Source organism: Flavobacterium tibetense (genome assembly GCF_003293845.1).
GTDB classification, from domain to species: Bacteria; Bacteroidota; Bacteroidia; order Flavobacteriales; family Flavobacteriaceae; genus Flavobacterium; species Flavobacterium tibetense.
On the sequence record NZ_QLST01000013.1, the window covers coordinates 55,211 to 79,217 of the forward strand.

The 24,007-nt window shown below is 32.7% G+C and carries 22 protein-coding genes and 1 tRNA gene; 17 read left to right on the plus strand and 6 right to left on the minus strand.

Annotated features, from left to right (window positions below):
• Nucleotides 1-10 precede the first annotated feature (10 nt).
• Both DPN68_RS10560 and DPN68_RS10565 read left to right on the plus strand, forming a co-directional pair.
• Entirely contained in the window at nucleotides 11-3,211 is a 3,201-nt protein-coding gene (locus tag DPN68_RS10560) for a glycosyltransferase family 117 protein (protein ID WP_113989617.1), read from the plus strand.
• Between the two features lie 79 nt (nucleotides 3,212-3,290).
• Complete coding sequence (locus DPN68_RS10565) at nucleotides 3,291-4,046, plus strand: polysaccharide deacetylase family protein (RefSeq protein WP_113989618.1); 756 nt, start codon at nucleotides 3,291-3,293, stop codon at nucleotides 4,044-4,046.
• Here DPN68_RS10565 and DPN68_RS10570 read toward each other — a convergent pair.
• From DPN68_RS10570 to DPN68_RS10580, 3 genes are all read right to left on the minus strand, one after another.
• Nucleotides 4,043-4,339 (minus strand): thioredoxin family protein, encoded by a 297-nt coding sequence (locus DPN68_RS10570; protein ID WP_113989619.1) that lies wholly within the window; start codon nucleotides 4,337-4,339, stop codon nucleotides 4,043-4,045. The two genes, DPN68_RS10565 and DPN68_RS10570, sit on opposite strands and share 4 nt — an antisense overlap.
• A gap of 74 nt (nucleotides 4,340-4,413) precedes the next feature.
• Nucleotides 4,414-5,643 (minus strand): metallophosphoesterase, encoded by a 1,230-nt coding sequence (locus DPN68_RS10575; RefSeq protein WP_113989620.1) that lies wholly within the window; start codon nucleotides 5,641-5,643, stop codon nucleotides 4,414-4,416.
• A gap of 126 nt (nucleotides 5,644-5,769) precedes the next feature.
• Nucleotides 5,770-7,302, minus strand: a complete 1,533-nt coding sequence (locus tag DPN68_RS10580; protein WP_113989621.1) for a DUF4394 domain-containing protein — start codon at nucleotides 7,300-7,302, stop codon at nucleotides 5,770-5,772.
• A 336-nt stretch (nucleotides 7,303-7,638) separates the two neighbouring features.
• Between DPN68_RS10580 and polA the strand changes: the two genes are divergently transcribed.
• From polA to DPN68_RS10640, 11 genes are all read left to right on the plus strand, one after another.
• Nucleotides 7,639-10,500 (plus strand): DNA polymerase I, encoded by a 2,862-nt coding sequence (polA, locus tag DPN68_RS10585; protein WP_113989622.1) that lies wholly within the window; start codon nucleotides 7,639-7,641, stop codon nucleotides 10,498-10,500.
• Between the two features lie 652 nt (nucleotides 10,501-11,152).
• Entirely contained in the window at nucleotides 11,153-11,638 is a 486-nt protein-coding gene (locus DPN68_RS10595; RefSeq protein WP_157958505.1) for a hypothetical protein, read from the plus strand.
• A 24-nt stretch (nucleotides 11,639-11,662) separates the two neighbouring features.
• Nucleotides 11,663-12,160 (plus strand): hypothetical protein, encoded by a 498-nt coding sequence (locus DPN68_RS10600; protein WP_113989625.1) that lies wholly within the window; start codon nucleotides 11,663-11,665, stop codon nucleotides 12,158-12,160.
• Nucleotides 12,161-12,287: 127 nt separating this feature from the next.
• The gene (locus tag DPN68_RS10605) at nucleotides 12,288-13,592 is read left to right on the plus strand and encodes a serine hydrolase domain-containing protein (protein ID WP_113989626.1); all 1,305 of its coding nucleotides are present in this window, start codon (nucleotides 12,288-12,290) and stop codon (nucleotides 13,590-13,592) included.
• A 120-nt stretch (nucleotides 13,593-13,712) separates the two neighbouring features.
• Nucleotides 13,713-14,168, plus strand: coding sequence for a 50S ribosomal protein L13 (gene rplM, locus DPN68_RS10610; RefSeq protein ID WP_113989627.1), 456 nt, complete (start codon nucleotides 13,713-13,715; stop codon nucleotides 14,166-14,168).
• Nucleotides 14,168-14,554 carry a 30S ribosomal protein S9 gene (rpsI, locus tag DPN68_RS10615; protein WP_113989628.1) on the plus strand — a complete coding sequence of 129 codons (387 nt, stop codon included), beginning with the start codon at nucleotides 14,168-14,170 and terminating at the stop codon, nucleotides 14,552-14,554. The genes rplM and rpsI overlap by 1 nt, the downstream gene beginning before the upstream one ends.
• Nucleotides 14,555-14,705: 151 nt before the next feature.
• On the plus strand, nucleotides 14,706-15,461 hold the full coding sequence (gene rpsB, locus DPN68_RS10620; RefSeq protein ID WP_113989629.1) for a 30S ribosomal protein S2: 756 nt from the start codon (nucleotides 14,706-14,708) through the stop codon (nucleotides 15,459-15,461).
• Between the two features lie 135 nt (nucleotides 15,462-15,596).
• Entirely contained in the window at nucleotides 15,597-16,421 is an 825-nt protein-coding gene (gene tsf, locus DPN68_RS10625) for a translation elongation factor Ts (protein WP_113989630.1), read from the plus strand.
• Between the two features lie 68 nt (nucleotides 16,422-16,489).
• A complete protein-coding gene (locus tag DPN68_RS10630) occupies nucleotides 16,490-16,714 on the plus strand; it encodes a VF530 family protein (protein WP_113989631.1) in 225 nt (74 codons plus the stop codon).
• On the plus strand, nucleotides 16,711-17,271 hold the full coding sequence (locus DPN68_RS10635; protein WP_113989632.1) for a DNA-3-methyladenine glycosylase I: 561 nt from the start codon (nucleotides 16,711-16,713) through the stop codon (nucleotides 17,269-17,271). Before DPN68_RS10630 ends, DPN68_RS10635 begins: the two co-directional genes overlap by 4 nt.
• Before the next feature lie 7 nt (nucleotides 17,272-17,278).
• Nucleotides 17,279-18,328, plus strand: a complete 1,050-nt coding sequence (locus tag DPN68_RS10640; RefSeq protein ID WP_113989633.1) for a CNNM domain-containing protein — start codon at nucleotides 17,279-17,281, stop codon at nucleotides 18,326-18,328.
• On the opposite strand, the gene aat is transcribed toward DPN68_RS10640, so the two are convergent.
• From aat to DPN68_RS10655, 3 genes are all read right to left on the minus strand, one after another.
• Nucleotides 18,325-18,960 carry a leucyl/phenylalanyl-tRNA--protein transferase gene (gene aat, locus DPN68_RS10645; RefSeq protein WP_113989634.1) on the minus strand — a complete coding sequence of 212 codons (636 nt, stop codon included), beginning with the start codon at nucleotides 18,958-18,960 and terminating at the stop codon, nucleotides 18,325-18,327. The two genes, DPN68_RS10640 and aat, sit on opposite strands and share 4 nt — an antisense overlap.
• 237 nt (nucleotides 18,961-19,197) lie before the next feature.
• Entirely contained in the window at nucleotides 19,198-19,575 is a 378-nt protein-coding gene (locus tag DPN68_RS10650; protein WP_113989635.1) for a DUF3127 domain-containing protein, read from the minus strand.
• 12 nt (nucleotides 19,576-19,587) lie between these two features.
• Nucleotides 19,588-20,463 carry a flavin reductase family protein gene (locus DPN68_RS10655; RefSeq protein ID WP_113989636.1) on the minus strand — a complete coding sequence of 292 codons (876 nt, stop codon included), beginning with the start codon at nucleotides 20,461-20,463 and terminating at the stop codon, nucleotides 19,588-19,590.
• A gap of 135 nt (nucleotides 20,464-20,598) precedes the next feature.
• Between DPN68_RS10655 and DPN68_RS10660 the strand changes: the two genes are divergently transcribed.
• The 4 genes from DPN68_RS10660 to DPN68_RS10675 all read left to right on the plus strand — a co-directional run bounded on the left by DPN68_RS10660 (nucleotide 20,599) and on the right by DPN68_RS10675 (nucleotide 23,351).
• Nucleotides 20,599-21,525 (plus strand): DUF58 domain-containing protein, encoded by a 927-nt coding sequence (locus tag DPN68_RS10660; RefSeq protein WP_113989637.1) that lies wholly within the window; start codon nucleotides 20,599-20,601, stop codon nucleotides 21,523-21,525.
• Nucleotides 21,526-21,611: 86 nt separating this feature from the next.
• Nucleotides 21,612-21,688 (plus strand) — tRNA-Asp (locus tag DPN68_RS10665).
• A gap of 445 nt (nucleotides 21,689-22,133) precedes the next feature.
• A complete protein-coding gene (locus DPN68_RS10670; RefSeq protein WP_113989638.1) occupies nucleotides 22,134-22,457 on the plus strand; it encodes a hypothetical protein in 324 nt (107 codons plus the stop codon).
• A gap of 309 nt (nucleotides 22,458-22,766) precedes the next feature.
• On the plus strand, nucleotides 22,767-23,351 hold the full coding sequence (locus DPN68_RS10675) for a hypothetical protein (protein ID WP_113989639.1): 585 nt from the start codon (nucleotides 22,767-22,769) through the stop codon (nucleotides 23,349-23,351).
• Nucleotides 23,352-24,007 lie beyond the last annotated feature (656 nt).

Here is a 24,007-nt window from a genome sequence, read left to right on the forward strand (position 1 = left end):
TTACAAATTTATGACGTCATTCAATTTTAAAAAATGGAACACCATTTTAGGTTGGGTAGTTTTTGCCATTGCATTAGCCACTTATTCATTAACCGTTGAACCTACTATAAGTTTTTGGGATTGTAGCGAATACATTGCCACATCAGCGAAATTAGAAGTTGGACATCCGCCAGGAGCTCCTTTATTTCAAATGTTTGGTGCTTTTTTCGCCATGTTTGCTTTTGAAGCCGAACAAGTTGCATTGATGGTTAACATGATGTCTGTGTTTTCGAGTGCTTTTACAGTTTTGTTTATGTTTTGGTCACTTACACTATTAATGAAACGCCTTTTTGTAAAAGACGAAACAAACAACAACAATGCTATTATGGTATTGGGAAGTGCTTTTATTGCTTCATTGGCTTTTAGTTTTACAGATAGCTTTTGGTTTAATGCTGTAGAAGCAGAAGTTTATGCTATGGCAACACTATTAATTGCAGTATTGCTTTGGCTTGGACTACGTTGGGAACAAGATATGGATGAACCAAAAGGAAACAAATGGTTGCTATTGATTTCACTAGTTATTGGACTTTCATTTGGAGTGCATTTCATGGCAATTCTAACTATTCCTTCAATAGGATTCATCTATTACTTCAAAAAACACAAAAATATTACGCTTAAAAGTTTCATAATAGCCAATGTTATTATCGTTTCAATCTTATTGTTTATTTTTAAATTATTACTTCCTTATACACTAGCCTTTTTTGGAAAAACAGAAATTTTTATGGTTAATAGTCTTGGATTGCCCTTCAATTCAGGAACTATTTTTGCGTTTTTAGTGATTGTTGCTGTTTTTTATTTTGGATTGCGCTATACCAAACAAAAAGGTATGGTTTTACCAAACACCATATTACTTTCTGTGCTTTTTATTCTAATTGGATTCTCTACTTGGATGATGCTTCCTATTAGAGCAAATGCTAATGTTCCTATTAACGAAAATAAGCCGTCAGATGCTGCAGAGGTTCTAGCTTATTACAACCGTGAACAATATGGCGAACAACAATTGTTTTATGGTCCTCAATTCTCAGATTCGTATTCTGGTTTAGACGAAAACAATCCATACTCGGATGATAAACCGAACTATGAAAGAGATTACACGCAAAAAAAATACATCATTACGAATAACTATAAAAACGCTAAACAAAACACAGACGACAATCACAAAGCATTTTTACCGAGAATGTGGAGTTCTGAGCATGCTGTAAATTACATGTCTTTTACTGAACCATTAGATTTTAGGATAAAGCCTGAATATGCTGATGAACAAGAATTAGTAGAAATCGTAGCCGAATTTAGAAATGTTTTCAATCAAGGAAGATTGGATTTAGAAGATTATGATAGCTTCTTGAAATCATATGGTGAATATTTAATCATTGAAAAACCATCTTTTGCTAATAACATCAAGTTTATGGTGGAATATCAATTTGGTTATATGTATTGGCGCTATTTGATGTGGAATTTCGTAGGGAAACAAAATGACAATCAATGGAAAGGCGATGCGCTTAACGGAAATTGGATTAGCGGAATAAACGTTTTTGACGAAACAAGATTAGGCAATCAAAGTCAGTTGAGCTCCGATATGAAAAACAATAGAGGTAGAAATACCTATTACTTCTTACCATTTCTTTTAGCTGTAATTGGTATCGTTTTTCACATTAGAAAAGATTTAAAAAGTTTTTATGTTTTACTGGCACTATTCTTATTTACAGGAATTGCTTTGAAAATTTACTTAAACGAACGTCCGTTTGAACCTAGAGAACGTGATTATGCTTTAGTGGGCTCGTTTTATGTGTTTGCTATGTGGATAGGTTTTGGAATTTATGGTATCTATGACGGAATCAAAAAATTCATTCAACCAAAAGTTGCTATTCCATTGGTATTGGTTATTTCTCTTTTAGCTGCTCCCGTTTTATTGGCAAAAGAAAATTGGGACGATCATAACCGTTCTAATAAGTATACGGCATTAGCAATGGCTAAAAAATATTTAGATTCTTGTGAACCGAACGCAATTTTGTTTACTATTGGCGACAATGACACATTCCCGCTTTGGTATGCACAAGAAATTGAAGGCTACAGAACGGATGTGCGAATTGTTAACACCAGTTTATTCATGACAGATTGGTACATTGACCAAATGAAACGAAAAGCTTATGATTCTGAACCTGTTCCAATTTCTTTCAGTAGAGAACAATACCGAGGTAGTAATAGAGATTACAGTTTCTTCGTAGAAAGAACCGAAGATCCAATACTATTAGATGATTTAATCAAGTTTATGTCATTGGAAGATGAAAGAGCAAAAGTGCAATTGCGAAGCGGACTTTGGGTAAATTATTTCCCATCCAAAAAAATCATTATTCCAATTGATAAAGACCACATTATTAAGAACAAAGTAGTTTCAGAAAAGTTCTATGATTCTATAGTTCCAGCTATTACTTTTGAAATCAAAAAAGAAGCTTTGTACAAAAACCGATTGATGATGCTAGACATCGTGAATCAAAATAATTGGGAAAGACCTATTTATTTCACAGGTGGAAGTTTTGGCGAAGACGATTATTTGTGGATGAAAGATTATTTACAATTAGATGGTTTATGTTTCAAACTTGTTCCAGTAAGGAAAGCGCAAAAAGGAGGTCCAAATCCAATGGAAATGGGCTATATTGATAGTGACAAAATGTTTGATATCGTAACCAAATGGGATTGGGGCAATAGCGGTTCAGATAAGATTTATCACGATCCAGACACGCGAAGAAACGGAATAACCTACCGAACCAATCTAGCGCGATTAATGGAAACTTTAATCATTGAAGAAAAAAAGGATAAAGCCAAAAAAATTGCAGATTTGGCAATGGAAAAAATGCCAATTGAGCATTTCAACTATTACACACTAGTAGAACCATTTGCGCAAGGCTATTACGAATTAAATGAAAGAGAAAAGGCAAGAGAAATTCTAAGTAAGCTAATTAAAAAATACCAAGAAGAGTTAACTTTCTTTAGTAGTTTAAAATCGAGCGAACAATACGCAATGCGAGTAGATATTGTTTCTAACATTGAACGTTACAGAAACATCATTAGAATTGCTGACGACGCAAAAGATGTTGATTTTTACAAACAAGAAAAAGTAAAATTCAATAATTTCAATAAAATGTTTGCCAATTTTGGCAGAAAAATGGAGTAAAAATTCTTTTTAAAAAAATTCATGTACCAAAGAACTACTAATTTTCTTTGGTACATTTTTTTTATAGTACATTTGTTATATGGAATTCTTTTGGACAAAAACACCTAAAACAGTAAAAAAGCTACTCCGAAATTTTATTTGGGAAGTTCCTAATTCCAACAATACGATTTATCTAACATTTGATGATGGTCCCATTCCCGAAGTTACCGAATGGGTTTTGGATATATTAAAAGAAGAAAACATTAAAGCCACTTTTTTTTGCATTGGCGATAACATTCAAAAACACCCAACTATTTACCAAAGAATTCTTAATGAAGGGCACAAAACAGGAAATCACACCTTCAATCACTTGAACGGATGGTCGACAAAAACCAAAAATTACATTAAGAATTTTAAGTTGTGTGAAAATGAAATAAAGAAATTCCAAATTTTAAATTCCAAATTCCAAACTGTCAAACTGAGCGAAGTCGAAGTAACAAATTCCAAAGTTGAATTCGAAGCATCTGAAAATCTGAAAATCCGAAAATCAGACTCCCAACTTCCAACTCCCGACTTCCAACTCTTTCGTCCTCCTTATGGAAAAATGACTTTGAGTCAATCGAAAAAGATTCAAAAATTGGGATATAAAATTGTGATGTGGGATGTGTTGAGTTATGATTTCAAACCTTCAATTACAGCAGAAAAATGCAAAGAAAATGTCTTGAAAAACACTACAGCAGGAAGCATCATTGTTTTTCACGATAGTATTAAAGCGGAAAAAACACTAAGAAAAATACTTCCAGAGGTAATTCAGAAATTAAAAAATAAAGGATTTCAGTTTGATGTGCTAGCTTAGATTTGTTCTTGTACCAATGAAATAAGCGTATTGGCATCTAATTCGCCACTTTGTCTCCAAACCATTTGACCATCTTTGTAAATCATTAGTGTTGGCAGTCCTTTTACTCGAAGCGCATCGGCCAATTCACGGTTTTTATCCACATCAATTTTAATCACTCGGGCTTTATCGCCTAATGCTGCAGCCACATGTTTGATTACTTCGTTCATCGCTACCGAAGGTTCATTCCACTCTGTAAAAAAATCAATTAATACAGGGACTTGTGCATCAATAAGTTCTCCAAATTTTGACATATAATAAGTGTATTTGTCTTTGAATGTATTATTCCTAACGAAAAATATTATACAAATGTAGCATTTTTACTGAATTACGCCACATTTTTCCCTTTTTTTAGTTCAATTACCGTAATTTCCGGCATAATTCCTACTCTTCCAGGATAAGCATGAAACCCAAAACCGCGATTTACATAAACATATCTTCCAATATTTTCATATAAGCCAGCCCATTGTTTGTAAACATATTGCACCGGACTCCATTTAATCCAACCCGGAATTTCTATCCCAAACTGCAATCCGTGAGTATGACCAGAAAGCGTTAAATGAAACTGATTTTCGTGATGCTGAATAATTTCGTCCCAATGACTTGGGTCGTGACTTAAAACTATTTTGAAATCTTCTTTTGATAATCCTTGTGAAGCTAAATTTAAATCACCTCGTTCACCAAATTTTCTTCCCCAATTTTCTACACCAACAATTGCCAATTCCTGATTGTTTTTCTGAATTTTCACATGTTCGTTCAATAACAATTTGAAATCAATTTTTTCATGAATTGATTTAATTGCCTCAAAATTTTGGATTTTATCTTGTTGGGAAGGCCAATTGATATATTCTCCATAATCATGATTACCAAGAACGGAAAACTTACCCAATTTTGGATTATGAATTCCTTTGAAGGTATCAATCCACGGATCCATTTCCGTAGCGTGTGTATTCACAATATCACCAGTGAATAATACCAAATCCGAATTTTGTTCATTGATTAAGTCAATCGCATATTGGATTTTTTCGGCATCATCAAAACTTCCACTATGAATGTCTGAAATATGTGTGATGGTTGTTCCATCAAAAGCATCTGGCAAATCCGTAAAAAACAACGTTTGCTTGATTACTTTGAAATTATATTTTCCTTTCAACATACCGTACAAAAATGAAGCAAAAGGAATAGCTGCTACTCCTAAAGCAACCTTACTAACAAATTTTCTTCTATCAGGTAAAAAGCCACTTTCGGTGTTTTTAGCAAAAAGTCCTATTATTCCAGCAAAAAATCTAAAAATATCTTCACTGAATAAAATGATAGTAACCAATAATTTTGGAATATAAAGCAATAACAGTAACCCTAATGTCATCATAGTTTTAGGGGTTTGCCCTATACTTCTATCGAAATTAGTCAATTGGTATACAATATAAAATAAAGCAATTGCAGACGTTACAAAGTAAAACACAAAAAACACTTTCGATTTTACCAAAGTTTTAAACGCCTGAAACGCATAAATTTCTAGAATAGCAACAAATATCAAAAAAACAATCCAACGAATCATTAGCTCTTTTTTTTTTGCAAAGTAACTACATCTTAGTCAATTGAAAATGTATTTATTAAAATTTTAACGATAAAAAAAGCTGCAAATATGTTACAACTTGTAGCTTTCATATTAAAAATTTAATCTTTAAAATCCTAAACCTACAGCCATTGCAGTAATATTTGGCGAAAAATTCACTACTTTAGTCGCTGCTCCAGTTGATAAATTAATTTTATAAACTGCTTGTTCACTATTTACATTCAAAATAGCGAAAGCTTCATTACTATTGCCTCCAATATCAAAACCGTTCATTGCAGTTGCTGTTACTCCCAAACTTCCAACTAAAACTAGCGTACCGTCATTTGGTGGATTTTGTAAGTACAAGCTATTATTATTGGTATCAATTACAAAAAGTTGTGTACTTGTAGTTTGAGCAAAATTATTCGTGTAAGCCGCTGCTGTAACAGAAGGTGAACTTGGATTCAAATTTCCATCAGTTGCTACCACTGTTCCTAAATCTGGATGTAAACGTAAATTTTGACCCGTGTTACTTACTAATCGAATTCTATCCACCGTTGGGTTAAAATCAAAACCAAAATCGGTACCTGAAAGAGTTGGACTCAAACCTGAACCAATAGCTGTTACTTGTCCGTTTGCAATATTGATTGTTAGCATTCTACTTTGATTAGTAACGGCATATAAAGCTCCATTAGCTGGTCTGAAATCCAATCCTACAATTTGCTCATTAGCATTCATTCCTATCAAATTCACTGAATTAGATGAACCTAATAAAGGATTAATACGGTATAAAACATTTGATGCTGAAGTAGCATAAGCTATTGGGTTAGATTTAAAAGCAACTTCAACGATTTGTTGTGTAAATGTTCCAATCCAAATTGCTTTTCCAGTTGCTAAACTGATAGTGTACAATCTTGACTCGTTATTTTTATTGTTCACCGCCATAGCATAATTTGAATTTGGCATAATATCGAATCCTCCTACACCATCAAAATCAACTTCTAAATTTCCAACTTCTTGTAAACCTCCATCATTTGGTGGATTTTGCACATATAATTTATCTGCTGTATAATCAATATCATATAATAAAGTAGAAGTGCTTCCTGAAACACTATTAGTATAAGCAATAGCTTCAACTCTTGCATTTGGCACACCATTTAAACTTCCATCAGTAGCAACAACAGTTCCTAATTCTGGGTGTAAACGTAAATTTTGACCGTTATTAGATACTAAACGAATTCTATCAACCGTTGGGTTAAAATCAATAGAAGAAGATGTTCCTGCAATTTGTGGTGTAAAAGCAGTCGTTCCAAGTGGTGTTGCTAAACCAGAATTTTCGTTAATTAAATACAATCTGCTTGAAGAACCTAAACCATATAATTGTCCGGTTGCTGGTCTGTAATCAATACTAATAATAGATTCCCCAGATTGTAATCCAGAAATTGTTAACGAGCGAATAGGCGAACCTAAATTTCTAGCATTAAAATAAAAAACTTTATTATCATTGCTTAACGCAGTAAATTCAACCAAAGGAGCAACTTGTGGCATAGGAATTGGCTCTGGTTGTGGCATCGGCGCAGCATCATCATCTGAACATGCTACAAAAAAAGTCAGTAAACCCATCAGTAATACTGATTTCAAAGGAAATAAATTTTGTCTCATAATTAATTTGTTTTAGGCTATTTACGAGACAAATTCAGAAATGGTTTTTTTCTGTCAATTATTTATTGAAAAAAAACAAGAATATTGCATTCAATACTATTATAGTTATCACAGCAGCAATTAATATCCTCAAAGAAATGGTGTAGTTTTTCATCATTATACTATTTGGGAAGACAATATTAAATCTTTTATTTAAGACAAATTCTTCAATTGTGTGTAAATGCTTTTTCAGTTTATGAAACTGTGTTTTTGATTTACGAAACTAAAGTTTAATATCCTTCCCAACTTTTATACTATATTCGTAACTTTGAAAATTGAATTGAAATACCAGAATTTATGTCGTCACAAAAACGCCTTTTTTTACTCGATGCATACGCCTTAATCTTTAGAGGATATTACGCTTTTATCAAAAATCCAAGAATTAATTCCAAAGGAATGGACACTTCAGCCATCATGGGATTCATGAATTCACTTATGGATGTAATCAAACGTGAAAAACCCGATCATTTAGCCGTTGCTTTCGATAAAGGCGGAAGCGATTACCGTTTGGAAATGTTCCAAGAATACAAAGCCAATCGCGATGAAACACCAGAAGCCATCAAAATTGCCGTTCCTTATATTCAAGAAATTCTAAAAGCCATGCAAATTCCAATTATGGAATTACCCGGTTATGAAGCGGATGACTTAATTGGAACTTTAGCCAAACAAGCCGAAAAAGAAGGCTTTCAAGTTTTCATGGTAACACCTGATAAAGATTTCGCTCAGTTGGTTTCTGAAAATATTTTTATGTACCGACCAGCACGAATGGGCAACGATATCGAAATTTGGGGAATTCCTGAAATCCAACAAAAATTTGAAATTGAACGTCCAGAACAAGTGATTGATTTTCTTGCCATGATGGGCGATGCCGTTGATAATATTCCTGGATTGCCTGGTGTGGGTGAAAAAACTGCCAAAAAATTCTTAGCCGAATACGGTTCTATCGAAAATTTATTGGCCAATACGCACCAACTCAAAGGCAAAATGAAAGAAAACATTGAAGCCAATAAAGAAAAAGGAATTCTTTCCAAAAAACTGGCTACTATCCTACTCGATTGTCCGGTTACATTTGATGCTACGGATTTTGAACTATCCAAACCCGATGTAGAAAAAACCGATGCGATTTTCCAAGAATTGGAATTCCGTCAAATGAAAGCGCAATTCGATAAATGGTTTGGCAGCGGAAAAGAATACGATGAAATTGATACCAACGGCAACGGAACGAGTGATTCTGGAACGCCAATGCCTGCCAAAAAAGCTACTCCAAAAAAATCCAATGAAGACCAATTTGATTTATTCGGTTTTCATGAGGAAGATTCTAATGTGAGTCATGCTTCAGGTTATGCTTCTCTAGAAAATACGGAACATTTCTACCAAATTGTGCAAGGTGAAATGGGAATCAAACTCTTATTGCAGAACTTAGAAAAGCAAACTTCGGTGTGTTTTGATACCGAAACTACTGGTTTAGATGCTTTGAATGCAGAATTGGTTGGTTTGGCAATTTCCTACGAAAAAGGAAAAGGTTTTTATATTCCATTTCCAGAAAATCAAGAAGAAGCACAAAGTTTAATCGAGAAATTCAGACCGTTTTTTGAAAATGAAACCATCGAAAAAATTGGTCAAAACTTAAAATACGATTTAAAAATATTGGCAAATTATAACATTCAAGTCAAAGGAAAACTGTTTGACACCATGATTGCTCACTATTTAATCAACCCTGATATGCGTCACAATATGGATGTTTTATCAGAAACTTATTTGAATTATTCACCAAAATCAATTGAAACTTTAATTGGTAAAAAAGGGAAAAACCAACTTTCCATGCGCGATGTTCCATTGGAAAACATAAAAGAATATGCGGTTGAAGATGCTGATATTACCTTCCAATTAAAGCAACATTTCCAACCGATTTTAGAGAAAGTGGGCACCAAAAAACTTTTTGACGAAATCGAAATTCCATTGGTACAAGTTTTAGCCGATATGGAAGCGGAAGGCATCAATTTAGATGTGAATTTCCTCCGAAATATGTCGGTTGATATGCAAAAAGAAATCGAAAATTTCGAACAAAAGATTTATGAAATTGCTGGCGAGAAATTCAATTTGGCTTCTCCAAAACAGTTGGGCGATATTTTATTCGATAAATTGAAAATTGGCGGAGCAAAACAAAAGAAAACCAAAACTGGGCAATATGCAACTGGCGAAGAAATCTTGAGTTATTTGGTAAACGAACATGAGATTGTGCGATGCATTTTGGAATGGCGCCAAATGGTGAAATTACAAAGCACGTATATTGATGCGTTACCCAACCAAGTCGATGCCAAAACAGGAAGAGTGCACACCGATTATATGCAAACGGTTGCTGCAACGGGTCGATTAAGTTCCAATAATCCCAACTTACAAAATATTCCTATTAGAACCGAAAGAGGAAGACAAATTAGAAAAGCATTCATTGCTCGAGATGAAAATTACACCTTATTAGCAGCCGATTATTCCCAAATTGAATTGCGAATTATAGCCGCTTTATCAGGTGAAGAAAACATGATTAAAGCCTTCCAAAACGGCGAAGACATTCACAGAAGTACGGCTGCCAAAGTATTCAATGTAGCATTGGAAGAAGTAACCAAAGAACAACGTAGTCATGCCAAAACTGTAAATTTTGGAATTATTTATGGGGTTTCCGCTTTTGGATTGAGTAACCAAACCAATTTAAGCAGAAGCGAAAGTGCCGCCTTAATTGATGCGTATTACAAAACCTATCCACGATTGAAAGCTTACATCCAAGAACAAATTGATTTTGCGCGCAATAATGGCTACGTACAAACCATTTTAGGAAGACGTCGTTATTTGAAAGACATCAATTCTGCAAATGCTGTAGTTCGTGGTGGCGCTGAACGAAATGCAGTAAATGCTCCTATCCAAGGTTCGGCGGCGGATATCATAAAAATTGCGATGATTAACATTCATAAGCGTTTGAAAAATGAAAATTGGCAGTCCAAAATGCTATTGCAAGTGCATGACGAATTGGTATTTGATGTACACAACTCGGAATTAGAAACAATTAAACCGTTAATCCAACAAGAAATGGAAAATGCGTTTCAATTAACTGTTCCGTTAGTAGTAGAATTGGGCGAAGGACAAAATTGGTTGGAAGCGCATTAGGGAAGTGTTCAGTGAACAGTAGCAATTGGCAGTTTGAGTTAGTTTGTCATTTCGACGAAGGAGAAATATCATAATTTAAATTAAATGAAGTATTTAGTTTTTCTAATAAAATTCTTTGCGATAACAGTTGTTGTTTTTTATCTTATTCTCATTATTGAAGTAAATATATTCGAACAATATACTGGAGTAAACAAAACGGTTGGCTGGGCATTTAATTTATCAGATTTCTTGAAACCACTTTTGTTCCTCTTTGTTTCTTCTTATGTGGCATTGTTGATTTTAAAAATGAAAATAAATGTATATTTAACGATAGGAAGTTTGGGACTACTAATTTGTTCCAAGTTTTTTATTTTCCAAAATATGTTATTTGTAGTTCTTTTTTTGAGTAGTATTTTGATTTATTTATCAAATGTTATTCTTTCCATTTATTTAAAATTTAAAAATGATTACTGAAAAAGAAATAATTGATTCCCGTTAGTGGTAGAATTAGGAGAAGGAAAAAATTGGTTAGAAGCGCATTAGGAAAGTGTTTAGTTGGCAGTTTGAATGGTTTTGTCATTTCGACGAAGGAGAAATATCATAATTTAAGTTATCTCAAATGAAAATTTTAAAGAAAATCATAATAATTTCAGTGATTATAGTATCTGTAATAATGATAATGATTTATGACAATAATGATAGGAATCAATATTATTCAATATTTACTCCTGAAGAAGAATTAAAAGCATTTTTTATGCACAAAACTTCTGAAGAACAAGAAAAAGCATACGAACAGAATTTTGGAAATGAAAAATATAAATTCCCGAGAAATAAAGTTGCAAAGGTTAAATTGTATCAAAACAAATTTTTAATAAGTCGATTAACCTCGAAAGACATTTCTGAATCTGATAAAATCAAACTATTAAACTTCTTTAATGATCCAGAAAATTTTAGTTGGGGAGAAACTACTTGGAGTTTAGACGAATCTGAATACATCTTAAGATTTTTTGACGAAAAAGAAGTTGAAGTTGGTAAAATTTGGATTTGTCTTGAAGATTGTGGAATGACGAAATCAATTCCTTTTTCACCAAACATGAAATATGGTGGATTAAGTAAATCTGGAAAAGTAAAGATTAAAGAGATTCTAAATGATTACTGAAAAAGAAATAATTGATTTCCGTTAGTGATAGAATTAGGCGAAGGAAGAAATTGGTTGGAGCGTATTAGAAAAGTGTTAAGTGGACAGTTTGAGTTAAAAGAAACATTTAAAATGAAGAAAATTTTATTAGTAGCAGTTTTAGCAATTATAGCTTCATGTGAAAAAATAACCACAAAAAACAATGCTCCTGAAGATATTGAGTTTGCTGAGGAATTAGCAACTAAATTTTATGAAGAAATAATAAATGGAGATACTCTTAAAATTTATAACTACATTGATAAATCAATTCCAAAAGAAGATTTTCAAAATCTTATCAATGAGAATAATTCTCAATATGGAAAAATATTAAACGTCGATATTAAATCTACCAACACTTTTAATATTACTAAAAATGGATTAAATGAAAGTGAGTATAAAATCGAAGTGGAAATAACTTACGAGAAATTTAAAACTTTAGAATATTTACTTTTCACTAAGAATAATAATGAAGTTTTACTTCAAAAATATTTGGTTCAAAATTAAAGATGCCAATTGAACTCAACCTTCCAAAAAAAAGAAAAGATTTAATTTTAAATCAGATTTTGGCGGTAACGATTTTGGTATTAGCTTTGATAGGAATAATAATAAACATCACATAATAATATAGAATATGAAAAAAATAATTCTTTTACTACTTGTTTTTTCTTCGAGTCTTTTGGCTCAAGAACGTTTTGATAAAATCGATGCGTATTTGACTTTATTAGAAAAAAACAACAAATTCATGGGTTCGCTTTCCATTCAAGAAGGGGATCAATTGGTGTTTTCAAAAGCTTACGGCTTGACTTCAGTTTTAGAAAATACCAAAGCTAATAAAGATACCAAATATAAAATTGGTTCCATTACCAAAACCTTTACTGCGGTAATGATTATGCAATTAATTGAAGAAAAGAAATTGCGTTTGGATACCAAATTAGCGCGTTTTTACCCAAAAATTCCAAATGCAGATAAAATTTCTATTTCTGATTTGTTGCATCATCGCACAGGAATTGTGGATTACATCAATGGTGATGCCGTGACCCAACAAAACATGTACAAAGTGCATTCAAAAGAAGAAATGATTCAAAAAATCACCGCTTACGAACCACTTTTTGAACCTGGAACCAAATACGAATACAGCAATTCCAATTATAATTTATTGGGTTACATCATCGAAACTATTACCAAAAAATCATTCGCAGAAAATATCCAAACTCGAATTTGTAAAAAAGCGAATCTGCAAAATACTTTTTTCAGCTACGATAAAATTAATTTAAAAAACAACGAAAGCTATTCCCATCTTTTTGATGGGGAAAATTGGGTACTAATTCCGGAATGGGAAAATTCCATTGCTTTTTCAGCTGGCGCCATGACAGCAACAACTGCTGATTTAACTCAATTCATGCATGCGTTATTTGAAGGAAAATTGGTTAAAAAAACGTCGTTAGACCAAATGAAAGAAATCAAAGACGGTTATGGAAAAGCCTTGGTGCAATTTCCTTTTGGAGAGCGTAAATTCTTTGGTCACACAGGCGGAATTGAAAGTTTTCGTTCGGTTGTAGGATATTATCCTTCAGAAAAAATGGGGATTTCATTAATCGTTAATGGCGACAACTACGAAAGAAATGATATTATGATTGGCGTTTTGAGTATGTATTACAAAATGCCGTTTCCATTCCCAAGTTTCGAAAAAATAAAAATTGAAGACATTCAGAAATACTTAGGAACATATGCTTCAAAAGAAATTCCTTTAAAAATTACTGTTTCAGAAAAAAATGGCGAATTATTGGCACAAGCTACTGGACAAAGTTCGTTTCCTTTAACACAAAGAGATGAAGACACCTTTATTTTTGCTGCTGGAGGAATTGAAATGGAGTTTGGAGAAAACCAATTTATACTGAAACAAGGCGGTATGAAATTCAAATTTGAAAAAGAATAACGCAATTGGTTGCAAATCAATTTTTAAAATATTCGCACACCTATTTGCATAATCAATAATTAATTGTACTTTTGCACTCCCTTAATTGGGAATGGAATGTTTAATTAAAATAAAAAAAACGTGGACAATTTAAGCTACAAGACAGTATCAGCTAACAAAGCGACGGCTCACAAAGAGTGGATCGTGGTAGATGCTGAAGGTCATAACTTAGGTCGTTTTGCTTCAAAAGTAGCGATGCTATTAAGAGGTAAATACAAACCAAGTTATACACCGCATGTTGACTGTGGAGATAACGTAATCGTTATTAACGCAGAAAAAATCAACCTTACTGGTAACAAGTTAGATGACAAAACGTACATCAGACACACAGGTTACCCAGGAGGACAAAGAAGTTTATCTGCTAAAGTATTGCAACAAAAGAACCCTGCAGCTTTAGTAGAAAAAGCAGTAAAAGGAATGTTACCTAAAAACAAATTAGGTGCTGAATTATTCCGAAATTTAAATGTATATGTAGGTACAGAGCACAAACATGCTGCTCAATCACCTAAAACTGTTAACCTAAACGATCTTAAGTAATGGGAGTTATTCACAAAATCGGTAGAAGAAAGTGTGCTGTTGCTCGTGTTTATGTTTCAGAAGGAACAGGTAACATCACAGTAAACAAAAGAGAATTTGCAAAGTATTTCCCAACACCTACTTTACAGTACAAAGTAATGCAGCCTTTAGCTATGACTGAAAATGCAGCAAGCTTTGATGTAAAAGTAAATGTTTATGGTGGTGGAACAACTGGTCAAGCAGAAGCTGTACGTATGGCTATTGCTAGAGCAATGTGTGAAGTAGATGCTGAAAACAGAGCTATTTTAAAACCAGAAGGATTATTAACAAGAGATCCTAGAATGGTAGAACGTAAGAAATTTGGTCAGAAAAAAGCACGTAAGAGATTCCAATTCTCTAAACGTTAATCCAATTTTCGTTCATTTATTATTGAATTTAAAAACACAGTTGTCGTTATTTCTTTTTATAAAAAGGAAATTAGTTTAGCATCTAAATGAATAAGACCTGAGAAATCGCTACTTATTCATTGCTAATCAACGGAACGTAAACTATTACAAAATGGCAAACAAAATAGACGTTAAAGAATTATTAGACGCAGGTGTTCACTTCGGACACATGACGCGTAAGTGGGATCCAAACATGGCTCCTTACATTTATATGGAGCGTAATGGTATCCATATCATCAATTTGTACAAAACAGCTGCAAAAATCGAAGAGGCTAACGAAGCTTTAAAGAAAATCGCAGCATCAGGTAGAAAAATCTTATTCGTAGCTACCAAAAAACAAGCTAAAGACATCGTTGCTGAAAAAGCAACAGCATGTAACATGCCATTCATCACTGAAAGATGGCCTGGTGGTATGTTAACTAACTTTGTTACTATTCGTAAAGCTGTTAAAAAAATGGCTTCTATCGATAGAATGAAGAAAGATGGAACTTTCATGACTTTATCTAAAAAAGAGCGTTTACAAGTAGATCGTTTACGTGCTAAATTAGAGAAAAACTTAGGTTCTATTGCTGATATGTCGAGACTTCCTGCTGCATTATTTGTAGTAGATGTTAAAGCAGAACACATCGCAATTAAAGAAGCTCAAAAATTAAACATTCCAGTTTTTGCAATGGTTGATACGAACTCGGATCCACGTCCAATTGATTTCGTTATCCCAGCAAATGATGATGCTTCTAAATCAATCGATAAAGTACTTTCATTAGTTTCAACTGCAATCATTGATGGTCTTTCTGATAGAAAGTCTGACAAAGATGAGCAACCAGCTGCTGCTGAAGCAACTACTGAAACTAGTGCATCAAACGAATAAATACTATTATTAATTCCAAAATTTAAATTCCAAATTCCAAAACTAAATAGAAACGTAAAGTTGAACATTTAATAAAATTGGAATTTGGTCTTTGAAGTTTGGAATTTTTACATTTAAAAAATAAAAAATAAAGTTATGGCAAATATTACTGCTGCAGACGTAAACAAATTAAGAACCATCACCGGAGCAGGTATGATGGATTGTAAAAAAGCATTAGTTGAAGCGGAAGGTGATTTCGATTTAGCAATTGAAAACTTACGTAAAAAAGGACAAAAAGTAGCTGCAAATCGTTCTGATAGAGAATCTACAGAAGGTGCTGCAATTGCTGTTGTTAACACAGATAAAACTGCAGGTGTAGTTATCACATTAAATTGTGAAACTGACTTCGTAGGTAAAAATGAAGGTTTCGTGAAATTAGCTACTGATTTAGCTAACCAAGCATTACAATTTGCTACTAAAGAAGAATTATTAGCTTCTGATTTCAATGGAATCACTGTTGCTGATAAATTAATCGAGCAAACAGGTGTAATTGGTGAAAAAATCGAAATCAGTTCTTTCGAAAGATTAGAAGGTGCATTCGTAGGTTCTTACATCCACGCTGGAAACAAAATCGCTACTTTAGTTGCTTTATCAGCTAACGTTGCTGGTGGTGAAGAAGCTGCAAGAAACGTTGCAATGCAAGCTGCTGCTATGAACCCAATCGCTTTAAACGAAGCTGGTGTTGATGCTGCAATCATTGAAAAAGAAATCGAAATCGCTAAAGAGCAATTAAGAGCTGAAGGAAAACCAGAAGCAATGTTAGATAATATTTCTAAAGGAAAAATCCAACGTTTCTACAAAGACAATACTTTAGTGAACCAAGACTTTATTAAAGACGGTTCTATGAGTGTTGCAGGTTATGTAAAATCAGTTGACGCTGGTTTAACAGTTACAGGATTCAAAAGAGTAGCTTTAGGATAATTTATTCTAAGCTAATAAATACCAAAACCTCAATCTTTGTATTGAGGTTTTTTTTATACATTTGCTTCATGAAAAACAATGATCCTCTTCATGGAAAAACACTTCAACATCTAGTTGAAACTTTAGTTGCTTTCTATGGCTTCGATACCCTTGGAGAATTGATTAAAATTAAGTGTTTTACTGAAAATCCGTCTGTAAAATCGAGTTTGACTTTCTTACGAAAAACAGATTGGGCAAGAGTAAAGGTTGAAGAGTTATACATTAGGACTTTACCTAAACTGGAAGAAAAATGAGTGATAAAATTAGATGTTCGTGGTGCGAAAAAGATGATTTGTATCGCAATTATCACGATAACGAATGGGGAAAACCGGTTTATGATGACGCCACTATCTTTGAGTTTTTAATTTTGGAAACTTTTCAAGCAGGATTGAGTTGGTATACTGTTTTGGCAAAAAGAGAAAATTTTCGAAAAGCTTTTGACAATTTCAATGTTGAAAAAATTGCCAATTACAGTCAAAAAAAATTAGATGAGCTGGCTGAAAACTCAGGAATCATCAGAAATAAATTAAAAATAAAAGCTACCGTAAGCAATGCACAAGCATTTATCAAAGTTCAAGAAGAATTTGGTAGTTTTTCAAAATACATTTGGGGATTTGTTGGTGGAAAACCCATCGACAATAAACCCGCAACTTTATCCGATGTACCAGCTACTACCAAACTATCAGACGAAATAAGTATTGATTTGAAGAAAAAAGGATTTATATTTGTTGGCTCAACAGTTGTTTATGCACACATGCAAGCCACTGGAATGGTAAACGACCACCTATTGGATTGTTGGACAAGAAAATAAAAACAAAATGACATTATTATTAGTTTATCTTTTTATTGCACTTTTTATCTCTTTTATATGCTCCGTTTTGGAAGCTGTATTGCTTTCTACACCAATTTCCTATTTAAACATTAAAGACGAAAGTGGCGAGAAATCGGCGAAAATATTTCTAAAGTTAAAAGCTAATATCGACCGACCTTTATCTGCTATTTTAACTTTAAACACCGTTGCACACACTATTGGTGCGGCTGGAGTTGGTGCACAAGCCGTAAAAGTATTTGGAGAAGCTTATTTTGGTGTTATATCTGCTGTTTTAACAGTTTTAATTTTAGTACTATCAGAAATTATACCAAAAACTATTGGTGCAAGTTATTGGAGAAACTTGGCTTTACCATCAGGTAAATTAATGTATTACTTGGTAATCCTTACTTATCCATCAGTGGTAGTTTCTGAACTAATTACAAGGTTTTTCTCAAAAAAAGATGCCAATTCTGTGAGTAGAGAAGAAATTTCTGCCATGGCAAATATTGGTGCTAAAGAAGGAATTTTTGACGAAAGTGAAAATAAAATCATTCAAAATCTTATCAAATTGAAAACACTTCGCGTAAATGAAGTGATGACACCAAGAGTAGTAATGGTTTCTGCCAACGAAGAAATGACTTTGGAAGAATTTTTAGAAAACAAAGACTTCTTGTATTTTTCAAGAATTCCTATTTACAGTAAATACCAAGAAAATGTAACGGGATATATTTTCCGTGAACATGTATTTGAAAAACTGGCAGAATCACAAGAAAACTTAACTTTAAAAGATTTAAAACGCGAAATAGTAACTGTTCACGATAACAAGTTGTTATTTGATCTTTGGGAGTTTTTATTGGAGAAAAAAGAACATATTGCATTGGTATTAGACGAATATGGCGGAGTTGACGGAATCATTACCATGGAAGATATTATCGAAACCTTGTTGGGATTAGAAATCATAGACGAAAAAGACAGTATTTCTGATATGCGTGAATACGCCAAAGACCGTTGGGAAAAGAGAAAAATGAAATACAACAAACTAAACAATAATGACTAAAAGTTTAGGGCTAATATAAAATCATCTCTATCAATTTCGACACAACCTAAACTCGCTAAATGGTCGTTATAAATTTGACAATCCAAAAGGCGATAATTTTCTTGTTCCAAATGTTTTGCCAAATGAATAAATGCAACCTTGCTGGCATTGGGAACTTTGGAAAACATACTTTCACCACAAAAAATGTGACCCAAATCCACGCCATATAAACCACCGACCAATTCCTCATTTTGCCAAACTTCCACACTTTTGGCTTTACCTAATTCATGTAATTTGCAATACGCTTCTACCATCTCATCTGTTATCCAAGTACCAGGTTGGTCTTTACGTGGAATCTTTTTACAATTGGTAATTACTTCTCTAAAAGCAGTATTAAACGTAACTGTAAATTGTTTCCGATTCAAAATGTTGCGCATACTTTTCGAAATTTTCAAATCTTCAAAAAACAAAACCATTCGCTCTGGCGGACTCCACCACATAATAGGCTCGTCTTCTTCAAACCAAGGAAAAATACCGCTATTGTAAGCCAACAACAAGCGCTCTGGTGACAAATCACCACCAATAGCTACGATTCCTTCATAAGAAGCGGTTTCGACTGGTGGAAAGTAAAGTTCTTTGGTTAAAAAATACATTTTTTAGAAAAAAGAGGATAGAAGTTAGAAAATAGACGAAATTCAAGTACAATAACAAAGTCAAGTACAATTGTTTTCGCTTCGCTCAAACGTTTGCCTACTTCGTAGGAGATTCCTCGCAAGCTCGGAATGATAATGAAAATCAAAAATATTAAACATAAAAATTCCAAATTCCAATGAATGTCAATATATATGACTTTGGAATTTGGAATTTAATTATTGAAATTTACCTCAAGATTAGAAAGGTAAATCGTCGTGTTCTTCTTCGTTAAAATTAGTTGCTGGTTCAAATGCTTCTGCAGCTGGCATTGGTGGCATTTGTGGAGCCGCTGGCGCTTCTGCTTGCACTTTTTCGATACGCCAACCTTGAATAGAATTGAAATATTTGGTTTCTCCTTGTGGATTTACCCATTCTCTTCCTCGTAAGTTGATGGAAACTTTTACTTGTTCTCCTGGCGTATAATTGTTTAATAAATCCGTTTTATCCTGAGTAAACTCAATCATAATGTGTTGCGGATATTGCTCTTCTGTAGTTACTACTAATTCTCTTTTCTTAAAAGTAGCACTTACTTGTTGTACTGGGTTGATAACCTTTACTCTTCCTATTACTTCCATAACTTAAAAAATTTATTGTTTGGCTAAAAGCACTTTCCAAGCGCTAATAGTGTCATTTTGATCTAAAAAATCTTTGGCTAATTGCTGTTTTTTGGTTTCATCATCAGCACTTAAAACCGCTTTCACCGTAAAATTTGATTGTACAAAGATAGCAATTTCTTCTTCAGTTGGTATCGCTTCAACATTTCCTAATTTCCCTAAATCATTCCCATTAAAAATAGGACTTTCCTTTACGAAATTTGGAATAGCATCTACCCCAACGCCCAAAGTTGTAAGCGGTTTTTCCACTTCAAACATCCCAATATTAGAACGTGAATACCAATTGGCTCCCATTCGAGCTACCAAATCAATTTTATGTTGGTCAATTAAACCATCTTTATCCAAAACAGCTTCATTGATGTGAATTTTCACCACTTCGCAAATTACTAAATTTCCTGCTCCGCCTTGATCACCTAGAGCAATTACGTCATTCACTTTGCACTCAAACTGCACCGGACTTTCAGCTACTCGAAACGGCTTTACAACATCCGAAGGCAACATAGTCAATCCCGATTTTAAAAACTCATTCACGCCATCAGGATATTCTGTACTGGAAAGTGACATTTGTTGGACAATATCGTAATTCACCACATTAATCACTACTTCTTTTGTGTTTTCGGCATTAATCAACGTGTGTTTTACCGTATTGTTTCGCACTCTTCTAGCTGGAGAAAAAATCAGAATTGGTGGATTGGAACTAAAGACATTAAAAAAACTAAAAGGCGATAAATTCGGCGTTCCGTTTTCATCTAAAGTACTCGCAAATGCAATTGGTCTTGGCGCAACAGCACTTTGCAAATAGCCTTGTAATTTTACTGGAGAAATATCTTTGGGATCAATCGACAACATAACTTCATTTTTATACAAATATACCTTTTTGGATTAAAAACCAATACCAAAAAAACGATTAGATATTAACAATTTACGAAAAGTAATTGGAAGCAATATTTTAAAACCCAATGGAAATTGCTTACATTTGAAACTATGAATTTAGGAACACAAATAGAAAAAATTGCTAGTTTCAAGCATTTGGAACTTTTAGCCAATCAAGTGGTTGAAGGTTTTATTTCAGGCATGCATAAAAGTCCGTTTCATGGATTTTCTGCCGAATTTGCCGAACATAAAATTTACAATTCAGGTGAAAGCACCAAACATATTGATTGGAAATTATATGCCAAAACCGATCGTTTGTACACCAAGCGTTTTGATGAAGAAACCAATTTGCGTTGTCATTTAATTATCGACAATTCTTCATCGATGCACTATCCAAAATTGGCCAACAATCAAGAATTCTACGAAAATAAGATTGGATTTTCCGTTTTAGCATCAGCCGTTTTAATGAATTTATTGAAAAAACAACGCGATGCAGTTGGCATTAGTATTTATTCGGACACTTACGAATATTATGCCCCAGAAAAAGGAAGTGAGCGCCATCACCGAATGGTTTTAGACAAGCTGGAGCAACTTATTGAAGCACCAAAAAACGTCAAGAAAACAGATACCGTAACTTTTTTACATGAAATTGCCGAAAACATTCATCGCCGTTCCATGGTAATTTTATTTACGGATATGTTCCAACACGAAAATGAAGAAAAGATTTTCAAAGCCTTACAACATTTAAAACACAACAAACATAAAGTGGTAGTTTTCCATGTTTATGATGAAAAAACGGAATTGTCTTTTGATTTTGACAATGCGCCAAGAAAGTTTGTAGATGTAGAAACGGGAGAAACTATCAATTTGTATGCAGAGAACATCAAAGAAGACTATGAAAAAGTAGCCCAAAACTATTTCAAAAAGATTGCCGACACTTGTATGCAGTACAAAATTCAGTATGTTCCTGTAGCAACTGGCAAAAATTTTGAAAAAATTTTACAAACCTATTTGATTGAAAAACAAAAGTTTGGCTAAACGACTAAAAAAAACTTTACTTTTTTTTGAAAAAAGATTTGGAAGATTGAAAAAGCGTTGTATATTTGCACTCGCAATTAAGCACTGGTTTGGTAGTTCAGTTGGTTAGAATACATGCCTGTCACGCATGGGGTCGCGGGTTCGAGTCCCGTCCAGACCGCCAGAAAGCAGAAGCACTTCAAGAAATTGGAGTGCTTTTTTGCCCAAAAAGGTTATTATTTTTTGATGCTAGTTACGGTTAAACAAAACCTAACGTATTGAAAATAAAGATAGTTGTGTTGTTTATTCCCGAGCAATCGGGAGAAGGTTTAGTAGTTAGACCAATGAAAAGCTTTGCATTTATGCAGGGCTTTTTTGATTTTTATACTTATTGGATTTGTTATAACACTCCATTTATTTTTACAAAAACTTAGGAAAACAATAAGATAAAGTATATTTTCGTTTGTAATTGAAATTTGCCATGCGAAAGGATTCGCTCGGGAGTTGGGAAGGAACAAACAACATCGAGACGAATTAATAGATAAGATTTTAAAAAAAAAGCACTTTCTAAATTAAATAATCCAAAAAAACATTGGTTCTACTGGATTAACGCCATCAACAATTAAAAAATGAAAAGAAAAATCAAACTTAATAGGTATTTTATTCAATTTTGCTTTTTAGCATTTTTTCTTAGTTGTAATTGTTTAAAAGAAAACCATGAAAAAGATTTGATTAGAAAGGCAATATTTTCAAAAGAGTTTGAGGAATACTTTCAAATTTGTAGATATGAAAATGAAATATTTATTTTTAATGATTCCAAAAAAAATACTGATTTAATTTTTTCAGAGAAAAATAGTTGTTTAAAAACAATTAATTTTTACAAAATTGATTTTAATTATGAAATTAATTCATTGACTCCTAAATATAAAGGAATAGTTTTTTTTAGGTATTGAGAAACAAAAAAACATAAGGGGACTTCATTTCTTTGATTTAGAAACTAACTTAAGTTTAAGATTGAAATATAATAAAAATAAAAAACTTATTGGTATTAATGTTGGCAATTTCTAATATGTTAATGAACCACCGCTGCCGCGCGATTTCTATCGCGTGATTCTAAATAAAAAATGATTTCATTATTTTTGATAAAAAATTTAACTATAAAAACAATAAATTTATAAATCCAACCACGCGATAGGAATCGCGAGGGAGCGGAGGAAAGGATTCGCTCGGGAGTTGGGTGTTAAATTTTAAATTTGTCGATTATGAAAAATAGTGCTAAATATTTATTAATATTTATATTGTGTTCTTATAATGTATATTCTCAAAACGACATTAACAATGTATTTAAAACAATGTTAATTCTCGATGGTTGTATAAAACAAGAAATAAAAAAGCAAGAATCTGATATTTCTTTATTAAATAAAAATATTCAAATTGAAATAGATGAACTAATATCCAAACGAATTGAAAAAATCTTCTACCCATATTATTTTGAAGATTATCAAATTTTTTCTTTCACAGTTGGGAAAAACAAAATTATTTCAAATGACACCTTTTATTTAAACTCCAGTTCATGTAAAACTTATATTTTGATTTTTAATATAAAAAACAAGAGATATTATAGAGTAAAAGGTTTTAATGCTAACGATTTTAATCATTTACTGGCTGATATTATAAACTCTAATAGAATAGAAATATCAGAAAGAGAAATAGTTCAAGATTTAGATGATTTAAAATTAGATGGATTGGATTTTCAATGTTTATATAAGGCGTTAAAAGATTCTCCAAAAAAACGTATGGAATATCCTTGTATGGCAATATGCACTGCTCCTTCCGTGATTAAGTAATTTGGTAGTGTATCAGATTTAGTGATGAACACTTTTAAGGTGTTTAATGAGTTGTAAATCTATTTCAGGATTAAGTATAAATATGTAAACTTATTTTAGTACGAGACAAAATCCAACCACGCGATAGGAATCGCGCGGGAGCGTGGGGTAAATATAATAAGATCAAAAAATTAATATTTTAAATATAAAGTATTTTGTAAATGAAGTTTTTTTGTAAATTAATAAATCAATATTATTTAATATGATAAACATTTTTAAAATTGTTATATTTTTAGTTTCTATGTTAGTGGCTGCCTTTTATGGTGGTTTAGATTTAGTTTTATATTTTGTTATTGCACCTTTATTTTTTTATATTCCATACCTTTTTTTTAATTTTTTTTTTAAAATAAGGAAATATCATGATCATTTAAATTTTTTGGCGATTGGATTTTTGATTTCTATTGTTTTACATTATACTCATTTTCTTTATTCAGGTAAATTAGAAATTTTATACTTATTAGTTACTTTATTTTATTATATGATAATTTTAATTGAAAAGTTCTATCCTAAATTTTTTAAAACGTATTAATAACCAGCCCCCGCTCCCGCGCGCTGCACCATCCGCAACCATTTTAAAATAAACGGTTCCATTTAAGGAACTGCTTAAAAAAGCAAAG